This window comes from Aquipuribacter hungaricus (genome assembly GCF_037860755.1).
Classification (GTDB): domain Bacteria; phylum Actinomycetota; class Actinomycetes; order Actinomycetales; family JBBAYJ01; genus Aquipuribacter; species Aquipuribacter hungaricus.
In genome coordinates, this window is sequence record NZ_JBBEOI010000069.1 from 1 (window position 1) to 16,027 (window position 16,027).

The following is a 16,027-nucleotide window of genomic DNA, read 5'->3' on the forward strand; positions in this document are numbered from 1 at the left end:
GATCCGAGTTGGCGCGGGCCGCCCGCCGGGGCCGCGCAGCAGCTGCGCCAGCCGGGCCTGGTGGCGCAGCGAGTGCCAGAACGCGAAGTACGCCCCGAAGGCGAGCAGCGGGTCGGCCAGCAGCGACACGGCCGTCAGCGCCATGAGCTCGACCGCGACGACCGGCGCCCGGCTGCTGCCCCGCTGCGCGGCCACCAGGCAGCCCAGCACGGCGAGCGCCGCGGCGAGCACGACGACGGGCCGCAGCCCGACGAGGGTGGCGAGCACGGGCGTGAGCCGCGGGTCGACCGCCTCCACCGCGGCCGCCGCCCCGCGCGAGGCCAGCGGCAGCACGACGACCACGACGCCGCCGAGCGCGGCCACCCACGCCAGGGGGTCGAGCCAGCCGCGCGCCAGGCCGCGGTCCACGGCGACCCCGGCCTCACCGGCGGCGAAGTGAGCGACGCTGAGCACGAGGAACAGGGCGAAGCCCGCCTGCGGTGCGGCGAGGTAGCAGAGCAGGCTCAGCAGGGCGAGGCCGGCGTACCCGACGACCAGGCCCGGCCCGAGGCCGTCGACCTGGGCGCGGGCGGCGCGGACCATCCGGCGGACGCGTCCGCCCGGTGTGCTGCCGGCGTCCTGCACGCGGGCGCCATTGACCAGCACGAGGTGGTCGAGCGCCCCGTGGGGGCTGCCGACCGCGACGAGCAGCACGACGAGGGCGGCGGCGACGCCGGTGCGCCAGGGGTCCCCGACCGTGGCCAGCAGGAACGTCGCCACGACGGCGCCGACGACGGCGACCAGGCCCGTGCGGATGATGCGGTCCTCGGCGACCAGCGGCATGCCCCAGGGTGCGCCCGGCACCCCGGGTCGGCAACCGCGGCCCGGGGGGCGGCTAGACCAGGTCGAGGTCGAGCCAGGTGGTGCCCTCGCCCGCCTCGAGCGACCCTGCCCAGGCCGCCGGCAGCAGGCAGACCCCGCCCGGGCCCAGGGCGGCCGGCAGGTCCGGGTGGGCGAGCGAGCCCTCGACGACGACGACGACGCGGGCGCCGTCCCGGGCGGGCACCTCGACCGGGCCGGCGGGGGCGCCGCTGGTCCGGCTGATCCGGTAGTGCGCGGTGTCGACGAGCAGCCCGTCGCCCTGGGCCGGCTCCTGCGGCGCGGTGTTGGCGTCCCACTCGGCCCGCAGGCAGAGCATCGCCTCCTCGCGGTGCAGGTCGCGGGGGGCGCGGCCGTACTCCTGCGTCCAGTCGTAGAGCCGGTATGTCGTGTCCGACGGGGTCTGCGGCTCGCACACCACCACGCCGGCGCCGAGCGCGTGGAGCAGGCCCGCCGGGACGTGGTGGACGTCGCCGACCCGGGCGGGGACGCGCCGGACCAGCGGCACCATGGCGGGCGTGCCGAACGCGGCCTCGACGTCGTCGGCGCTGACGCCGTCGACCACGCCCAGCATGATCTCCGCGCCCTCGTCGGCCTGGACGACGATCCAGGACTCGGTCTTCAGGTGGGCGCCGGGCAGGTCGGGGAGCACCGCGGCCGACGGGTGGACCTGCACCGACAGGTGCTGGCCGGCGTCGAGGTGCTTGACGAGCAGCGGGAACCGGCCGCCCGCGACCGGCTCGGCGGTGCCGAGCAGGTCCTCGCGGTGGGTGGCGACGAGCTCGGACAGGGTCCGTCCGGCCGACGGGCCCGCGGCGACCCTGGTCACCGGGTCGTCCACCGGGGTGACGGACGCGTCCAGGTCGGCGACGTCCCAGGACTCCCCGACGAGCACGTCGTCGGGCAGGTGGCGCCCGAGCCCGGCCAGGCGTCGGGACCCCCACGGCTTCTCGACGAGACGGGGGGTCAGGGCGAGGGGGCCGAGCGTCACGGGGACAGGGTGCCACCCCGGACCGGCGCCGGGCGGCAGGCGCCCTCAGGCCATGCGCTCCACGGCGGTGTTGCTCAGCGCGTACCGGACCCCCGCGGCGGCCGCGGCCTGCCAGGCGGGCGAACCGCCGTCGTGGGGCCGGCCGTAGCGGAACACCGTGGCAGGCGGCACCCGGCCGGTCACCTCGGTGATGCGCCGGACGGGGGCCAGCACCTCGCGCTCGACGTCGTCGGCGGTGACGACCTCGTCGAGGATCGCGTGGGTCGCGGTGTGCGCGGCGACGACGTGCCGGCGGCCGAGCACCTCCAGCTCCTCCCACGTCATGGCGACCCGGGCCTGCTCGCGCTCCTCGGGCACGAGGGTGATGTCGTGGGCGTCCGCGAAGGCGTGCTGCTCCTCCACCGGGGTGTCGAGGAACGCCGTCGGCGGCAGGAACCAGGCCGTGATGCCCAGCTCGTCGCAGACGGGCCCGGCCACCGTGGCGCCGTTGCGGTAGCCGTCGTAGAACGCCACGAGCACGCCCGGCCGGTCGTGGCCCCACCGACCCGTCTCGAACAGCCGGTCCAGGTCGTCGGGCACCACGGGGCGGTGGTCCCGCAGGTACGCGACGAGCTCCGCCCGCAGCCGCGCCCGGCCCCGCTCGGGGGTGTTGTGCCAGTTGACGACCCGCAAGAACGCCCCGCCCTGCAGCGCGGCCCGGTGGCTCGCCCGGTCGGTGACGCTCACAGCGGCCCCCCGACGGCCGGCCCGGTCTGGTCCCCGTCCGCGTCGTCCCCGTCCGGGTCCCGCGCGCGCAGGTGCTCCTCGGCGAGCACGACGAGCACCGTGATGAGCGGGGCCCCGCCCGTGAGGTCCGGCTCGGGGTCGGCCTCGGCGCGCGCCACCTCCTCGGCCATGCCGGCCTCGTAGGCGTCGAACAGCCGGGCGAGCCGGGTGCCCTCGGCGAGCGCGGCGGGGTCGTCGACGCGGGGAGGTGCGCCGGTGCGGGCGTCGGAGAGCGCGAGCACCATGGGGATGCCCTCGCGCTCGAGCTCGCGGGCGGCGTACCGGGCGTAGGAGGCGGCGACGTCGGCGACGGGTTCGCGGCGCAGCGCCGGGACCAGCGGGGCCTCGCTCACCGGATGCCCGTCCGCGCGACGCCCTCGACGAAGAACCGCTGGAACACCGCGAAGACGAGCAGCATCGGCAGGATCGACAGGAACGACATGGCCAGCAGCGGGCCGTAGTCGCTGCCGAACTGTTGCACGAGGAACTGCAGCCCGACCGGCAGGGTGTAGCTGTCGGCCGTGGTGAGGACGATGAGCGGCCACACGAACTCGTTCCACCGCCACATGAACGTGAAGATGACGAGGACCGCGACGAGCGGCCCGGACAGCGGCAGCGCGATCGACCAGAAGGTGCGGACGTGCCCGGCGCCGTCCATGGTCGCCGCGTCCACCAGCTCGTCGGGGATCGACAGGAAGAACTGCCGCGCCATGAACAGCCCGAACGCCTCGGCCAGGCGGGGGAGCACCACGCCCATCGGGTTGTCGAGCAGGCCCATCTCGATGACGACCTGGAACTGCGGGATCATGATCACCTGCACGGGGACCATGAGCGTGGACAGGATGGCCAGGAACAGCAGGTCCCGTCCGGGGAAGCGCAGCTTGGCGAACGCCCACCCGGCGGCCAGGTTGATGGCCACGGTGAGCACCACCGACACCACGGCCACCACGACGGAGTTCGTCAGCCAGCGGGCGAACGGGTACTGCCGCCACGGCTCGACGTAGTTCGCCAGATCCCAGGACCGCGGCCAGAGCGGCACCGGCGTGCTGCTCAGCTCCGCGGTCGAGGCCACCGAGGTCCGGAGCATCCAGTACACGGGGAACATGAGCAGCACGACGACGAGGACGGCGACGGCGAGCCGGGCCCCGCTCAGGCGTCCCTCGCGCCGGCCCGCGGCCCGGGCACGGGCGGCCCGCTCGGGGCTCGTGGCACCGCGGCGGGTACCGGCGGCGGGACCGGTCGGGGCGCTCACGCGGCGCTCCGTCGACCGAGGCGCCACTGGACCACCGTGAGCAGCAGGACGACGGCGTAGATGATGACGCCGAGCGCGGCCGCGTAGCCCTGCCTCAGCTGGTTGAAGCCCTGGTCGTAGGCGTACTGGACGAGGAACGTCGTCGCGTTGCCGGGCCCGCCGCGGGTGAGCACGTAGACGGAGTCGAAGGCCTGGAAGCTGAGGATGACGGAGTAGACGACGAGGAAGAAGGTCGTCGGGGCGAGCAGAGGCCACGTGATCGAGGCGAAGGTCCGCCAGCGTCCGGCCCCGTCGACCGAGGCGGCCTCGTACACCTCGCGCGGGATGCCCTGCAGGCCGGCGAGGTACACGACCATGCCGAAGCCGACGCCCTGCCACGTCGTGACCACGACGATCGACACCAGGGCCGCGGTCGCGTCGGACTGCCAGTCGACCTGGGGCAGCCCGAGGGTGCCGGCGAGCTGGTTGAGGATGCCGCGGATCGGGTCGAACAGCCGCAGGAAGATGACGCCGGCCGCGACACCGGACACGACGACCGGCAGGTAGACCAGGCCCCGGAGCAGCCCCCGCGCCGGCAGCGCCCTGTTGAGCAGCAGCGCCGCGCCGAGCCCGGTGACGATGCCCAGCGGCACCGAGACCGCGGTGAACAGCACCGTGTTGCCGAAGGCGCGCCAGAAGGTCGGGTCCTGGGTGATCTCGACGTAGTTCCGGCCGCCCACCCAGGTCATCGGACCGAAGCCGCCCCACTCGTGGAGGCTGAACCAGACGGTGAGCAGCAGCGGGACGAACATGAACACCGCGAAGACTCCGACGGCGGGGCCCGCGAGGACCGCCCCCGCCCAGGCCTCGGCGCGGCGTGCCGTCCCGCGGGCCGTGCCGCGCGGGCCGCGGCGGCGGGTGCTCGTGGTCTCCGGCCCCAGGAGCGTCGCGCCGACCGCGACCGACACCTGCTCAGCCCTGCTGGACGGCGGACTCGACGTCCGCGGAGAGCCGCTCGACGACCTCGTCGGTGGAGGAGCCGGGGTCGCCCAGGTACTCGTCCAGGTTGTCGACGAGCGCCTGGTTGATCCCGGGGAAGCCCGGCAGCACCGTGGTGGCGACCAGGTCGTCGGGGAAGGTCGTCGCCTGCTGCTGGAACACCGGCATCAGGTCCGGGCGCACCGTGAAGGCGAGCTCGGCGTCGGCCAGGTCGTTGCGGACCGGGATGACCGTGGTCTGCTCGCAGAAGTACTGCATCTGCTCCTGCTCGCCGAGGAACCGGGCGAACGCCGCCGCGGCCTCGGGGTCGCGGGCGCCCTCGGTGACGACGACGGCGTTTCCGCCCAGGTCGGCCGCGGCCTGCTGGTCGCGCATGAGGTAGGTGACGCCCCACTCGAACTTCCCGTCGACGGCCGCCTCCAGGCTGGGGATGAGGAAGTCGCCGGTCTGGATCATGGAGATCTGGCCGGTGGGGAAGATCTCGTCCGGGTAGGTGGGGCGGCGCACGAGGACGCTCGGCTCGTGCAGCCCGTCGGTGTACAGGCCCTTCGTCCACTCCAGCGCCCGGCGCGACTCCTCGGAGCCCAGCGCGGACTCCTCGCCGTCGAGCACCTGGCCGCCCGCCTGGTACAGGGTGTTGAGCCAGCGGTAGGCCCCGAAGGCCTGGTAGTTGAAGGCGAACGGCGCCGCCCCGAGGTCGGCGTCCTTGAGCTGCTGGAGGACGGCGACGAACTCCTCCCAGGTCCAGGCCTCCTCGAGGCTGGCGGGCAGCGAGGTGACCCCGGCGCGCTCGAGGTGGTCGAGGTTGACCGCGATGGCGGAGGTGTCGGTGTGGTGGGGGACGCCGACGGGGACGCCGTCGTACTGCATCGCCGCCCACAGCGGCGGGAAGAACTCGCTGCCGTAGGACTCGTCGAGGGTCCCGGACAGGTCGGCCAGGGCGCCGCGCGTGGCGTAGCCGCCGACGTCGGTGTAGCTGACCCGGAACAGGTCGGGCGCCTGGTCGGCCTGCAGCCGCCGGTCCACGACGGTGCGGATCTGGTCGTACGGGAGGTTCTCGATGGCGACGGTGACGCCCTCGGCCTCGGCGAACCGGTCGGCGATGGTCTGGAACGCGGCGATCTCGGCGTCGCTGCCCCACGTGGTGAGGGTGAGGTCGCCGGCCGCCGCGGCCCCGCTGGCCCCGCCCGAGGACGAGCCGCCCGACCCGCCGCCGCAGGCCGCGAGCCCTGCCCCGACGGCGCCGGCACCGATGCCCTGCACGAACCTTCGCCTGCTGAGCGACATCACGTTCCTCCACGTCCTCGGTCACGCACCCCCGGTCGGCGCGGCCCCGACGAACGTAACCCCCTCGTGCGCGACCGACATCTCGAACCGTGGCGTCGCGACCGGGCTCAGCGGGCGGCGAGGTGGCGCCCGGGCTCGCGGTAGAGGGGGAACAGCGGGCCGACCAGCGCCGCCGCGGCCGCACGCGAGAACCACACGGGTCCGCCGAGCCGCTCGGTCGCCGCCGCGGTGAGCCGGACGTCGGCCGCGTCCTCGGGCACCCCGGCGTCCGACCAGCGTCCGAGCAGGCCGCGCACCTGCTCGTCGCCGGCCTCGGCGCGGGCGAGCAGCCGGGCCGCGCCGCGCTCCCCGATGCGGCCGTACGACAGCGTCTCCACCTCCAGGCCCGGCACGACGACCTTGACGGCGTGCAGGCCCTCGACGTCGGGGCTCGCGTCGTGGACGAGGACGTCGAGCCCCTGGCCGGCGAGGCGGTCGACGAGCAGCGGCGTGAGGTCCGCCCATCCCTCCGGCCCCGACCACGGGTACGTGGGCAGGGAGTCCAGCCGGGTGCGGGTGCGCTCGCCGAACGAGGTGGGGGCGACGAGCGCGCGGAGCTCCTCGGCGTCCAGGCGCAGCCACTCCCGCATGGCCTGCAGCGTGCGCTCCTCGCCGGCCGAGGGGTGGTGGGCCTCCCAGCGGGCGCGGTAGCCGTCGGGGGCGAGGACGTCGACGGCCTCGACCGGGCCGTGGGTGAACACCTTGCGCACCCGCGAGGCGGCGAGCTCGAGCAGCGCCTTGCGGACGGCCACCTCCCGGTCCGGGTGGGTGCCCTCGCCCGCGGCGGTGACCACGAGCGGGTGCACCGGCTCCGGCCCGCCGGGCCGTTCGGCGCCCACGGCGTAGACGTTGACGACGCCGAGGTCGACCGAGGCGAGCTTGACGGTGACCTCGACGCCGGCCGCGTCGAACGCCGCCAGCGCAGCCAGGCTCACCGGGTCCCGCAGCTGCTCACGGCCGGGACCGAGGTCCACGACGTCGCCGGCGTCCAGGGCACGGAACCGCAGCCCGTTGCCGTCGCGCTGGAGGAGCTCGAGCAGCCCGTGCCCGACCGCCCACGCCAGGTCCTGCCCGGCGCCCAGGCCGTTGGTGATGGGCGTGACCAGCCAGCCGCCCTCGGGCGCCCCGCCCGGAACGTCGTCCCCGCTGACCGCGACCGCCTCCGCCGGCACCCAGACCTGCTCACCGGGGGCGCCGTCGCTCCAGCGCCGCAGCGGCAGCCAGCGCAGCGGCCGGTCGGGGTCGACGTCCGCGCCGGCGTCCACCGGCAGGGTCACCGGGTCCACGACGGCGTCCGCGCCGTGCCGGCGCCGCATGGCCGCGGTGCTCGCGGTCTCGGGCGCGCTGCGGCGGACCGAGCGCGACAGCTGGGCGGACTCCGTCATCTCCCCGAGCGCGGACAGCCGTGCCGCCAGCGGGTCCGGGCCGTAGCCGATGCCGCCGGCGGGGGCGTCGCGCACCCCGTCGGGCCCGCCGCCGGGGGCGGGGTAGGACGAGGCGGCGTGCACCGGCAGCCCGACGCGGTCCAGCGCCGTGATGTCGAAGTCCTCGTGGCTGCCCGCCGGGAGCGCGGCGAGCATCCGGTCGGCGACGGGGGAGGCCAGGTCGGGCTGGTCGGTCATGGCGCCCATCCTCTGGGGGACCGGTGCGGACGGCGACCGGGCCCGCCGCCTCCCGGCGCGGGGACGGGCGACCAGCCGACCGCCCGCGACGTCAGCGCCAGACGGTGCGGCGGCCCCGTCGCTCCGGTGGCCGGGAGGTCTCCCACACCCGGCGCCAGCGGGACACGTCGGGCCCGCTGGTCGGGGCGTTGCCGGCGCCCGAGGCGCGCAGCCGCGAGGAGTACCAGTCGCTGCTGTCCTCGTCGAGCAGGCCGGCCATCGCGGCCTGGATGCGGCGGGTGAAGTCGCGCGGGCCCTCGCCCTCGAGCGCGACGACCGGGTCGCCGTAGCGGATGCTCACCGGCGGGCGGCCGCGGGAGGGCCAGCCCTGCTCGTGCGGCATCGCGTTGAACGTCCCTCGGATGGCGATGGGGACGACCGGGACGCCGGCGCCGATCGCCGTGAACGCGGCACCGAGCTTGAACTGCCCGGTCCAGCCGTCGCGGGAGCGCGTGCCCTCGGGGTAGACGACGATCGACCAGCCGTCCTTGAGCAGGTACCCCGGGGTGCTCGACAGCGACCCGCCGCGGCGCTCGATGGGGAAGGTGTTGAAGAGGATCGCCGAGCCGGCCGCCCGCCACCACGTGTCGAAGAAGTAGTCCGCGGCCGCCGCGACGGCCGTCTTCCGCCGCCACCGCGCGGGCAGCGTGTTCATGATGAGCGGGGTGTCGACGTGGCTGGAGTGGTTGGCCACGAACACGACGGGTCCGTCGATCCGGTCGAGGACGTCCGTGCCGTGGGCGTGGACGGCGACCGTGGAGCGCAGCAGCGAGTTCATGCCGACGCCCAGCACGACCTCGCGGGCAGCCCGTGCGGCCGGCCCGCGCGCCCAGCGGGTGGGGAACACCCGCGTCGACCGTGCCGGGACGAACGGCTCGGCCGAGCGGGGCACGAGCGCCCGGCGGCCGACGCCCCAGCGCCAGCCCCGGGCGACCGTGCGGACGTCGCGGACGCCGTCGCGGACGAACGAGACGGGGGTGGTCCGGCTCACGTGACGTCCGCCACCAGGTGCGGCGGGTTGTGCAGGTACGTGATGGACGGGTCGGGACCGACGGTGTCGGAGACCATCTCCAGCGCGTCCTGCAGCGTGGTGGCCGCGCGGAAGCCCATCCGCGCGCAGGTCGCCCGGTCCCCGCCGACCCACACGACGTTGCGGCCGCTGCCCAGATGGTCCAGGGCGTGGGCGATCCAGTACCACATGTAGAACGGGTGGACGCCGTGATAGGCGTAGCTCGTCCGGTACAGGTGGACGTACCAGGGGTCGGTCGCGTACCGCTCCTCGAACTGCTTCTCGATGACCTGCGGGTCGGTCGAGGTCGACAGCACCTCCTCGAAGAAGTCCACGTACGAGGGGTGGTGGAGCTGGTTGAACTCCTTCGCGACCGGGTGGTACAGGATCACCGCGCCGCCCTGCCGGACGACGGGCTGGCCCCGGTAGGAGTTGAAGTAGTAGCCCAGGCCCATGCAGGCGGCCAGGACCGGGTTCATCGTCGAGTTGACGTTGTACGGCCCGACGAACGGGACGCCGAGGACCATGACGTCGCTCTGCCCCTGGACCGGGACGAGCTGCTGGCGGTGGACCGCGGCGATGGTCTTCTCGTGCACGGCCTCGACCTCGCCGGCGACGACGCCGGTGAGCCCGTAGGCGGACTTCATCGAGTGGAACGCACGGTGCTTGACCCGGGCGGGGGCGATCGCCAGGCCGCGACGGACGCCCACGAAGCGCGCCTGGTCGGCGATGTTCCACTCCCACTCGCGCTTCTGCAGGAACGAGTACGAGTCCGGGAAGATCGTGTTGTCGAGCGTGGTCTCGATCTGGAACACCTTGACGTGCTCGGCGACGACCTTGCCCATGCGCCAGGCGCTGGAGTGCAGGGCCGAGGCCTTGTGGTCCATGAACGACCGGCTCGCGACCATCGTCTTCGGGTTGTGGTGGTGGCGCAGGCTCGAGTACGGCGCCAGGCCGATCGCGACGGACTTGTGGCCGCCGTCCATCGCCACGAGGTTGACGTTGACGTAGACGAGCAGGTCCGACTCGGCCGACCGCTTGTGGATCTGGACGTCCTCGTCGTGGCGCGTCTTGCCGAGCGTGGCGATGCCATCGCGGTCCTCGGCGTCGAAGTTGTACAGCGCGCCCTGGGGGAAGAAGCTGCGGAAGACGCGCTCGCCGACGATGTGCTTGAGCTCGTCCGGGGTGAGGCGGCGGTGCAGGGCGTTGGCGCTGACCAGCTCGACGTCGTCGACGCCGGCCGCCGCGGCCATCTCCAGGACGGCCTCGATGATGCGCTGCCGGATGTCGGGGCTCCGCATCGGCGGCAGCGGGATGGAGATGTCGTCGAACGCGATCGTCAGGCGCATCCCGGCGAACAGCTGGGACGGCAGCGGGTCCTGGCCCTCGGGGTGCAGCAGCGCCTGCTGGATGGCCTCGTCGACGTCGGGGACGGTCGGCACGCTCTCCGGCGGGTAGACGACCCGCGTCCCCCGTGGGAACCGCTCGAGCCGGAACCCCTCGCCCTCGTGCACCACGAGCGGCGGGGTCCGGTCGTCCACCTCGAGCACGAAACCGGGACGCGTCATGCCGGGTATCCAACCACCCGGCGGTGGAGGTCCCGCCCCCGCGCCCTCGTGTGCTGGCGCCCCGCGCCTGGGGACGGGCCCGTCCTCGCGCGCGGGTCACGACGGTGAGAGCGGCCGGACGACGGGGACACGCCGACGGCCGCCGTCGGACGGCTGCTCTCGTGCCGGGCCGCGTCGTCCACAGGGCGCCGGCGCGTCCGGGACGGTAGGGGGCAGGCTCGGCCGGTGAGGTGGGACGACCTGGTGTGGACCCGGGAGCGGGCCCTGAGGGAGGGGGTGCCGCGCGAGCGGCTGACCGGTCCGGAGTTCGTGCGCGTGGTCCGGGGTCGGTACCTGGAGGCCGTGTGGGCGGACGACCTGCGGGCCCGGTGCGCTGCTGTGCTCGACGCGACCACCCCCGGTGCCTGCCTCAGCCACTGGACCGCCCTCGGGCTGCGCGGTCTGCCCGTCCCCGGACCGGTCGCGGGTGCCGTGCACGTCACCGTGCCCGCCGGCGCGGCCGTGCCCTACGGGGCCGGCGTCCACGGGCACCGGGCGACCTCGCTGCCGGTGTACGAGCTGGAGGGGCTGCCGGTGACCGGCGCCGTCCGGGCATGGTGCGACGCCGCCGCGCTGGCACCGCGGCTGGAGGACCTCGTGGCGGTCGGCGACGCGCTCGCCAGGCGGCGACCCACGACGCGACGCGACATCGGCCTCGTGCTGTCCGCCCGTCCCCGGGGTCGTGGGACCGCGCTGGGCCGTCGGGCGCTCGCGCTGCTCGACGAGCGCGCCGAGTCGCCGCAAGAGTCCAGGCTGCGGGTCGCGCTGACCCTCGCCGGGCTCGCTCCTCCGGCCGTCAACCACGTCGTGCGGGACGCCGCCGGGCGGCACGTGGCCCGCGTCGACCTGGCCTGGCCGGACCACCGGGTGGCGGTCGAGTACGACGGCGACCACCACCGGGGGACGGCGCAGTGGGCGGCGGACGTCGCCCGCCGGGAGGCGCTGGAGCGGCTCGGGTGGGTGGTCGTCGTGGTCCTCGCCGCCGACCTCCGCGGACCGGTGGAGCACCTGGTCGCCCGTATTTCCGCCCGCCTCGCGCTGCAGGCCGCGTGAGATCGTCCGAGTGACGGCGACACGCCGACGCGGGCCGTCAGACGGCCGATCTCGTGGACCGCACGCCGGGCGCTCGCGGCCGCCGGGCGGGTCAGTACGCGCCGGAGGGGTCGTAGGCGAGGCGGTAGCCGCGCTTGACGACGGTCTGGACCAGGGTGGGGACGCCCAGGCAGGAGCGGAGGCGGGCGACGGCCATCTCCACGGCGTGCTCGTCGCCGGTGCCGGGCAGGGCGGCGGCGAGCTCGGTGCGGGTGAGGACGTGGCCCGGCCGCTGGGCGAGGGCGCGCAGGACCGCGAGCTGGGTCGGGCGGACCTCGCGGAAGGCGTCGTCCAGGCGCACCCCCGTCGCGAGGACCGTGAGGCGGTGCCCGGCGACGTGCAGGGGGCGGGCGTCGCGGGCGGGCAGCGCGTCGGCGAGCTCGCGGACCATCGAGCCGAGCCGGGCGCGCTCGGGCTGGACGGTCGGCACGCCGAGCTCCTCGAGCGGGGCCGCGGTCACGGGGCCGACACAGCAGGCGAGCACCCGGCGCGACCGCAGCTGCGCGAGCAGGGCGTCGTGGGCCTCGAGCACCTCGGCGCGGCGCAGCACCGACACCGCGGCCGGGGCCGAGGTGAAGGTCAGCGCGTCCACGCCGCCTGCCGCCGCGAGCTCGACGAGCTTGTCCAGGGCGCCCGTGTCCGGCGGGGTCTCCCAGCGGTAGACGGGCACCTCGACGACGTCGGCCCCCGCGCCGTCGAGGGCCTCGACGAGGAACGGCAGCGGCTCGCCGTGCAGCTGGACGGCGACGCGCGCCCCGGTGAGGTCGGTCGCGAGCAGGTGGGCCAGCACCTCGCTGCTCGACTCCGACGACGGGGACCAGGCCTCGCGCAGCCCGGCCGCCCGGATCGCCCCGGTCGCCTTGGGGCCGCGGGCGAGGATGCGCGCCGAGGCGAGGGTGCCGCGCAGGTCGTCGCCGATGCCCCAGCCGTCGGCGGCCTCGAGCCAGCCGCGGAACCCGATGCCGGTCGTCACGACGACGTGGGTCGGGGCGTGGGCGACCAGCGCCTGGCTGGCGGCGAGCAGCTCGCGGTCGTCGGACAGCGGGAGCAGCCGGATCGCGGTGCCGACGAGGGTCCGGGCGCCGCGCCGCTCGAGCAGGGTGGCCAGCTCGTCCTTGCGGCGGTCGGCGGTGATCCCGACCAGGTAGCCCTCCAGGGGCCGGCTGCCCACCTCGGCGACGGGACGGCCCGCACCCGCCCCGGCCGTCACGGCGGACGGTCCGGCCGATGGCTCGTCCCCGGTCAGCGCGTCGGGGGCGACCCGCTGCGACGGCGGGGCCGGCTCAGCCGTCACGGGCCACCTCGCCCAGCCGCAGCAGCACCGTGCCGTCGACCACCCGGACCTCGTGCACGGGCACCCGGGTCCCGGGCTGCTCGAGGCAGCGGCCGGTCGCCAGGTCGAAGTGCTGCTTGTACAACGGCGAGGCGACCATCGGGGAGCCGTCGCGGGTGCCGACGATGCCCCGGGCCAGCACCTGCACGCCAGAGAACGGGTCGAGGTTGCCGACCGCCCGGACCGAGCCGTCGAGCAGCCGGAACAGGGCGACCTGCTCGCCGTCGACGAGCGCGGCGGCACCGCGCTCGGGGGCCAGGTCGTCGACGCGGCAGACCGCCAGCCACGGCCGCCCGGGATCGACCACCTGGGCGGGGACCCCGCCCACCAGGACCTCGTCGAGCGTGCTCATCTGGTCACCACCTCCGGCATCGGCAGGGCCACACCCGGTCGGGAGCGCCCCGCGGCCACCTCGACGTCGGTGGCGGGACGGATCTGGCCGCGCTCCAGTGTGAAGCGCACGGACGGGTCGGGGGTTTCGGGCGCGTTAACGAACGAGGAGAACCGGCGCAGCTTCTCGGGGTCGTCGAGCGTCGCGGCCCACTCGTCGGCGTAGGAGTCGACGTGCCGGGCCATGTCGGCCTCGAGCTCCGCGCCGATGCCGAGGGCGTCCTCGACGACGACGTGGTGCAGGTAGTCCACGCCGGACAGGCCCGAGTCGGGGTCGACGAGGGACTCCACCCACGTGCTCGTCCGCTGCAGCCGGTCGGCGGTGCGGACGTAGAACATGAGGTAGCGGTCGACGTAGCGGACCAGGTCCTCGGTGCTCACGTCCTTGACGAGCAGCTCCGCGTGGCGCGGGCGCATGCCGCCGTTGCCGCCGACGTAGAGGTTCCAGCCGAGCTCGGTGGCGATGATGCCGAAGTCCTTGCTGCGGGCCTCGGCGCACTCCCGGGCGCAGCCGGACACCCCGGACTTGAGCTTGTGCGGCGACCGGAGCCCCCGGTAGCGCTCTTCGAGGGCCACGGCGAGGCCGGTCGAGTCCTGCACGCCGTAGCGGCACCAGTCCGTGCCGACGCACGACTTCACCGTCCGCAGCGACTTGCCGTAGGCGTGCCCGGACTCGAAGCCCGCGTCCACGAGCCGGCGCCAGATCGCGGGCAGCTGGTCCAGCCGGGCGCCGAACATGTCGATCCGCTGGCCGCCCGTGAGCTTGGTGTACAGCCCGAAGTCGCGGGCGACCTCGCCGATGACGATGAGCCCGGCGGGCGTCACCTCCCCGCCCGGCATCCGCGGCACCACCGAGTACGTGCCGTTCTTCTGCATGTTGGCCATGACGTGGTCGTTGGTGTCCTGCAGGGCGGCGTTCTCCCCGTCGAGCACGTGCGCCGGTGCCAGCGTGGCGAGGATGTTCGCGACGGTCGGCTTGCAGATGTCGCAGCCGCGGCCGGTGCCGTGGGCGGTGACGACCTGCGTGAACGTCGTGTGGCCGGAGAGCCGGACGAGGTCGTACAGCTCGCGGCGGGTCAGGGCGAAGTGCTCGCACAGCGACCGGTCGACCTCGACGCCCATCGTGTCCAGGGTGCTGGTGACCAGGGCGGCGATCATGGGCACGCACGAGCCGCAGCCGGTCCCGGCGCGCGTGCACCCCTTGACCGCGGCGACGTCGCGGGCGCCGTCGTGGACCGCGGCGCAGATGCTGCCCTTGGTGACGTCGAGGCAGCTGCAGACGACGGCCGCGTCGGGCAGGCCGGCGGGACCGGCGACGACCGGCCCGTCGCCGGCGCGGGGGAACAGCACCTGCTCGGCCGTCCCCGGCAGGGTGCCCGCGCTCGCCGCGAGCGCCTTCAGCGTGGGGTAGGCCTCGGCGTCCCCGACGAGGACGGCGCCCAGCACGGCGCCGGTGACCTCGTCGACGACGACCTTCTTGTAGACCCGGGCGGTCGGGTCGTTCCACACCAGCTCCAGCGCGCCGGGCGTGCGGCCGTGGCAGTCGGCGACGCTGGCGACGGGGATGCCGGTGAGCTTGAGCGTGGTCGACATGTCGGCGCCGGTGAAGGTGGCGGTGGGGGCGGGCCGCGCGGTGTCGACGCGGGCGAGCACCTGCTCGGCGACCACGGCGGCCATCGCGTAGCCGGGGGCGACCAGGCCCCAGACCTGGCCCTGCGCCAGGGCGCACTCCCCGACGGCGTAGACGTCGGGGTCGCTGGTGCGGCAGGCGTCGTCGACGACCACGCCGCCGCGCCCGCCGACGTCGAGGCCGGACGCGCGGGCGAGCTCGTCGCGGGGGCGGATGCCGGGGGAGAACACGACGAGGTCGACGTCGACACGGCGGCCGTCGGCCAGGTCGAGGCCGGCGACCGAGCCGTCGGGGCCGGTGCGGACCCGGGTGGTCGAGGCGTCCAGGTGCACGGTCATGCCGAGCTGCTCGACGTGGCGGCGGAGCATCCCGGCGCCGCCCTCGTCCAGCTGCAGCGGCATGAGCCGGTCGGACAGCTGGACCACGTGGGGCTCCAGGCCGAGCCGCTGCAGCGCCTCGGCGGCCTCCAGCCCGAGCAGCCCGCCCCCGACCACGGCGCCCGAGCGCCGGCCGCGCGCGTAGGCGGCGATCGCGTCGAGGTCGTCGAGGGTGCGGTAGACGAACGTGCCGGGGGCGTCGTGGCCGGGGACCGGCGGGACGAAGACCGACGACCCGGTGGCCAGGACCAGGGTGTCGTATGGGTGCAGCGCCCCGGTCGCGTCGGTGACCGTCCGGGCCGTGCGGTCCAGCGCGACGGCCGGGGTGGCCAGGTGCAGGGCGAACCGGTGCGCGACGTCCTCGCTGTCGTCCGGGTCGGCGGGGGCGTCGAAGAACCCCTCCTCGACCATCGTCATGTCGGCCTCGCTGCGCCCGGCGAGGTAGGACGACAGGCCGACCCGGTCGTAGGCGGGCCGGTGCTCCTCGGCCAGCACGGTGACGTCCAGGCGCGCACGGGTCGCGGGGTCGGCCCCGGCGAGGCCGTCGCGCAGCCGGGTGAGCAGGTGGTGGCCGACCATGCCGTGGCCGACGACGACGACGCGGTGGGGCAGGCGGGGGGCAGGGCTCATGCGCTGATCTCCTCGTGCTGGGCGGGCGGCGCGGGGGCGACGGTCGGACCGGCCGGTGCGGGGACGGGTCCCGGGGCGGGCGGCAGGGCGGGCGGCAGGGCGGGCGGCAGGGCCGCGAGCAGCGCGCG

At 75.3% G+C, this 16,027-nt stretch carries 14 protein-coding genes; 1 reads left to right on the plus strand and 13 read right to left on the minus strand.

Translation table 11 applies throughout. The features are described 5' to 3' along the window. From WCS02_RS09380 to larAH, 10 genes are all read right to left on the minus strand, one after another. The coding region (locus WCS02_RS09380) for a Brp/Blh family beta-carotene 15,15'-dioxygenase (RefSeq protein WP_340292340.1) at positions 1–822 on the minus strand (822 nt) is incomplete at its 3' end. 52 nt (positions 823–874) lie between these two features. Next, positions 875–1,849 (minus strand): type I phosphomannose isomerase catalytic subunit, encoded by a 975-nt coding sequence (locus WCS02_RS09385; RefSeq protein ID WP_340292342.1) that lies wholly within the window; start codon positions 1,847–1,849, stop codon positions 875–877. Positions 1,850–1,894: 45 nt separating this feature from the next. After that, positions 1,895–2,575 (minus strand): polysaccharide deacetylase family protein, encoded by a 681-nt coding sequence (locus WCS02_RS09390; RefSeq protein ID WP_340292344.1) that lies wholly within the window; start codon positions 2,573–2,575, stop codon positions 1,895–1,897. Further along, the gene (locus WCS02_RS09395) at positions 2,572–2,967 is read right to left on the minus strand and encodes a hypothetical protein (protein ID WP_340292346.1); all 396 of its coding nucleotides are present in this window, start codon (positions 2,965–2,967) and stop codon (positions 2,572–2,574) included. Before WCS02_RS09395 ends, WCS02_RS09390 begins: the two co-directional genes overlap by 4 nt. Continuing rightward, entirely contained in the window at positions 2,964–3,866 is a 903-nt protein-coding gene (locus WCS02_RS09400; RefSeq protein WP_340292349.1) for a carbohydrate ABC transporter permease, read from the minus strand. The genes WCS02_RS09395 and WCS02_RS09400 overlap by 4 nt, the downstream gene beginning before the upstream one ends. Continuing rightward, a complete protein-coding gene (locus WCS02_RS09405) occupies positions 3,863–4,813 on the minus strand; it encodes a carbohydrate ABC transporter permease (protein WP_340292352.1) in 951 nt (316 codons plus the stop codon). Before WCS02_RS09405 ends, WCS02_RS09400 begins: the two co-directional genes overlap by 4 nt. Positions 4,814–4,817: 4 nt before the next feature. Further along, positions 4,818–6,131 (minus strand): ABC transporter substrate-binding protein, encoded by a 1,314-nt coding sequence (locus tag WCS02_RS09410; RefSeq protein WP_340292354.1) that lies wholly within the window; start codon positions 6,129–6,131, stop codon positions 4,818–4,820. Positions 6,132–6,238: 107 nt separating this feature from the next. Continuing rightward, a complete protein-coding gene (locus tag WCS02_RS09415; RefSeq protein WP_340292356.1) occupies positions 6,239–7,792 on the minus strand; it encodes a YcaO-like family protein in 1,554 nt (517 codons plus the stop codon). 91 nt (positions 7,793–7,883) lie between these two features. Beyond that, positions 7,884–8,822, minus strand: a complete 939-nt coding sequence (locus WCS02_RS09420; protein WP_340292358.1) for a lysophospholipid acyltransferase family protein — start codon at positions 8,820–8,822, stop codon at positions 7,884–7,886. Beyond that, positions 8,819–10,408 carry an NPN-dependent hydroxyacid isomerase, LarAH14/15/16 family gene (gene larAH, locus WCS02_RS09425; RefSeq protein ID WP_340292360.1) on the minus strand — a complete coding sequence of 530 codons (1,590 nt, stop codon included), beginning with the start codon at positions 10,406–10,408 and terminating at the stop codon, positions 8,819–8,821. Before larAH ends, WCS02_RS09420 begins: the two co-directional genes overlap by 4 nt. A gap of 225 nt (positions 10,409–10,633) precedes the next feature. Here larAH and WCS02_RS09430 point away from each other — a divergent pair, with 225 nt between their 5' ends. Next, entirely contained in the window at positions 10,634–11,500 is an 867-nt protein-coding gene (locus tag WCS02_RS09430) for a DUF559 domain-containing protein (protein WP_340292362.1), read from the plus strand. A gap of 91 nt (positions 11,501–11,591) precedes the next feature. On the opposite strand, the gene WCS02_RS09435 is transcribed toward WCS02_RS09430, so the two are convergent. From WCS02_RS09435 to nirB, 3 genes are read right to left on the minus strand one after another with little or no spacing between them, the layout of a single operon-like run. Continuing rightward, positions 11,592–12,833: a uroporphyrinogen-III synthase gene (locus tag WCS02_RS09435; RefSeq protein WP_340292364.1), complete on the minus strand. Its 1,242-nt coding sequence runs from the start codon at positions 12,831–12,833 to the stop codon at positions 11,592–11,594. Then, on the minus strand, positions 12,823–13,224 hold the full coding sequence (gene nirD, locus WCS02_RS09440; protein ID WP_340292366.1) for a nitrite reductase small subunit NirD: 402 nt from the start codon (positions 13,222–13,224) through the stop codon (positions 12,823–12,825). Before nirD ends, WCS02_RS09435 begins: the two co-directional genes overlap by 11 nt. After that, positions 13,221–15,899: a nitrite reductase large subunit NirB gene (gene nirB / locus WCS02_RS09445; protein ID WP_340292368.1), complete on the minus strand. Its 2,679-nt coding sequence runs from the start codon at positions 15,897–15,899 to the stop codon at positions 13,221–13,223. Before nirB ends, nirD begins: the two co-directional genes overlap by 4 nt. Positions 15,900–16,027 lie beyond the last annotated feature (128 nt).